The organism is Streptomyces sp. (assembly GCF_035563135.1).
Taxonomy (GTDB): Bacteria; Actinomycetota; Actinomycetes; order Streptomycetales; family Streptomycetaceae; genus Streptomyces.
This window is the reverse complement of the sequence record NZ_DATMVN010000299.1, coordinates 1-3,263: the sequence shown is the minus strand read 5'-3', so window position 1 is coordinate 3,263 and position 3,263 is coordinate 1. Positions and strand designations below refer to the sequence as shown.

General features: G+C 73.7%; 2 protein-coding genes. Both read left to right on the top strand.

Annotation, left to right across the window (positions count from 1 at the left end; all coding sequences use genetic code 11):
- A partial coding sequence (locus tag VN520_RS13130; RefSeq protein ID WP_325747074.1) for an amino acid adenylation domain-containing protein occupies positions 1-2,518 on the top strand: 2,518 nt, incomplete at its 5' end.
- Positions 2,505-3,263, top strand: a 759-nt coding sequence (locus VN520_RS13125; protein ID WP_325747073.1) for a phytoene desaturase family protein, incomplete at its 3' end; no start/stop codon positions are given. The genes VN520_RS13130 and VN520_RS13125, both read left to right, overlap by 14 nt.

Sequence of the window (3,263 nt, the reverse complement as noted above, 5' to 3'; positions counted from 1 at the left end):
CACCGGGTTCGGCGGCGTCGGCCGGCGGATCGACCACGACGTGCCGGTGCACGAGCTGATCGGGAAGATCGCCGCGCAGTGCCCGGAGGCGGTCGCGGTGTCCGTGCCGGGCGGGCGGCGGCTCGGCTACCGGGAGCTGGACCAGCGCTCGCGGCGCGTGGCGGCCTCGCTGCGCGAACGCGGCGTCGGCGCCGGGACGGTGGTGGCGGTGCGTCTTGCGAAGTCGCCGGAGCTGGTGATCGCGCTGCTCGCGGTGTGGCGGGCCGGGGGCGCGTATCTGCCGCTGGACCGGGACCACCCGGCGGATCGGCTGGCCGAGCTGATGGAGAACGCCGGGGCCACGCTGGTTCTGACCGACGGGCGGCGGGGCCGGGCGGCCCGGCTGCCGGGACGGCCGGTCACCCTCGACGAGCTGGACCGGCCGGGGACCGAGGAGCGGCCGGAGCCGGCCGTGGGCCTCGACCAGACGGCATACGTGATCCACACCTCGGGTTCCACCGGCCGCCCCAAGGCGGTGCGGGTCAGCCACCGCAACCTGGCCTCGGTGTTCGTCGCCTGGCAGCAGGAGTACCGGCTGGACACCGACGTCCGGGTGCACCTGCAGATGGCGGGCGTCTCCTTCGACGTGTTCACCGGGGACCTGGTCCGGGCGCTGTGTTCGGGCGGGACGCTGGTCCTCGTCGACCGGGACCTCCTCTTCGACACCGCGCGGCTCTACCGGACCATGCGCGCGGAGGGCGTGGACTGCGGCGAGTTCGTGCCGTCAGTGGCGCGCGGGCTGCTGGCGCACTGCGAGCGGGAGGGGCTGGGCCTGGAGTTCATGCGCCTGGTGATCGTCGGCTCGGACGCCTGGCGGGCGGGCGAGCACCGGAGGCTCGTCGCGCTGTGCGGGCCGGGGACCCGGGTGGTCAACTCGTACGGGCTGACCGAGGCCACCATCGACAGCGCCTACTACGAGGGGCCGGCGGAGGGGCTGGAGCCGGGCCGGATGGTGCCGGTCGGCCGGCCGCTGCCCAACAGCGAGCTGTACGTCCTCGACCGGCACGGCGAGCCGGTGCCGCCGGGGGTGGCCGGTGAGCTGTGGATCGGCGGCGCCGGCGTCGCCGACCGCTACCTGGGCGATCCGGAGCGGACGGCCGAGCGGTTCGTGACCCTCGAACCGGGCGGCGAACCCGTACGGCTGTACCGGACGGGGGACCTCGGGCACTGGGACGCGGAGGGGGTGCTGCACCTCCTCGGGCGGGCCGACGGTCAGGTGAAGGTGCGCGGCCACCGGGTGGAGACCGGGGAGATCGAGGCGCGGCTGGCCGCCCGGCCCGAGCTGGCGCAGGTGTGCGTGACGGTACGGCGGGACGAGACGGGCGAGAACGTGCTGTGCGCCTACTGCGTGCCCGCGCCGGGCGCGGTGGCCGACGCCCGGGGACTGCGCCGCCACCTCGCGGAGCAGCTGCCGACGTATCTGATCCCGGCGTACTTCACGGAGCTGTCCGCGCTGCCGCTGACCGCGAACGGCAAGGTCGATCTCGGCGCGCTGCCGGAGCCGCGCGCGGAGGCGGGACCGGAGAGGTACGAACCGCCGGTGACGCTGTACGAGACGCGGATGGCGGCGCACTGGCGGTCGCTGCTCGGGCTGGAGCGGCCGGGGCTGCGGGACGACTTCTTCGAGGCGGGCGGCAGTTCGATCAAGCTGATCGAGCTGATCCACCACCTGCGGACCGAGTTCAACGCGTCCGTGCCGGTCGGGCGGCTGTTCCGGACCAGCACCCTGCACGGCATGGCCCGCACCCTGGAGGACATCGTCACCGGGCGGCTGCCCGGCGCCGAGCCGTACCTGTGGTTCAACCCGGGCGCGGACCCGGCGGCGACGGTGTTCTGCCTGCCGCCCGCGGGCGGGTACGGGCTGGTGTACCGGCAGCTCGCGGCACGGCTGCCCGAGCACCGCTTCGCCGCGTTCAACTACCTGTCGGGTCCGGACAAGGCGGCCCGGTACGCCGATCTGGCCGAGGAGCTGCACCCGGGCGGGCCGTACACGCTGTTCGGTTACTCCCTCGGCGGCAACCTCGCGTTCGAGATCGCCGGGGAGCTGGAGCGGCGGGGCCGCGTGGTGGACCTCGTGCTGATCATGGACTCGTACCGGATCGCCGAGGCCGTCGCCCTCGGCGAGGAGCACCTGGCCGAGTTCGAGGCGGAGCTCGCGGAGCACCTGCGGCGGCACACCGGTTCCGAGATCGTCGCCCGGGAGACCGTGGAGCAGGCCCGCGAGTACCTGGCGCACTGCGGTGCTCACCCGTCGCTCGGTGTGCTCGGCGCGCCGATCGCGGTGATCTCCGACCAGGACAAGCTGCTCCGCTTCGCGGCGGACGAGCCCGGCGGCTGGCACGGGGTCACCGCCGCCGGGTGCACCGTACGCGAGGGGCACGGGCGGCACGCCGAGATGCTCGACGGCTCGTTCCTCGACGGGAACGCGGAGCTGGTCCGGGCGCTGCTGGCGGGAGGTGCCGCGAATGGGCGTGCGTGACGGCGGGCCCCGTTGGGAGGCCCGGCCTCCTGGCGGGCGGCCCCGGGTGATCATCATCGGCGCGGGCATGTCGGGTCTGGCCGCCGGCTGCTACGCGCAGATGAGCGGGCTGGAGAGCCGGATCTTCGAGAAGCACGTGCTGCCAGGGGGCTGCTGCACCGCCTGGGCCCGGCAGGGCTACCTCTTCGACTACTGCATCGACTGGCTGATCGGCACGGCACCCGGGACCGGGGCGAACGACGTGTGGCGCGAGCTCGGGGCGCTGGACGGGAAGCGAATCACCCATTTCGACCAGTTCAACCGGGTGGTGACGGAGGACGGCCGGTCCGTCACGTTCTACAACGACCCGGACCGCCTCCAGAAGCACCTGCTGGAGCTCTCGCCCGGCGACGAGCGCCTGATCCGGGCGTTCTGCCGGGACCTCAGGCGCTTCGCGGGGCTCGCCCCGCGCTGGGAGCTGAAGCCGCCGCCGCTGAAGTCCCTGACGGAGAAGGCGCGAACGCTGCTCGCGATCCTGCCGGCGTTCCGGCTGTACTGGCGCACCGCGGCCACGCCGATGCGCCGGTTCGCGGACCGCTTCGAGGACCCGCTGCTGCGCCAGGCGTTCCCGAACATGTTCCTCCAGGAGCTGACCGGCTTCCCACTGCTCCCCTTCCTCTTCACGATGTCCTGCGCCTTCAACGGCAACGCGGGCTTCCCGGAGGGCGGTTCGCTGGGTCTGGCCCGGTCGGTGGAGGAGCGGTAC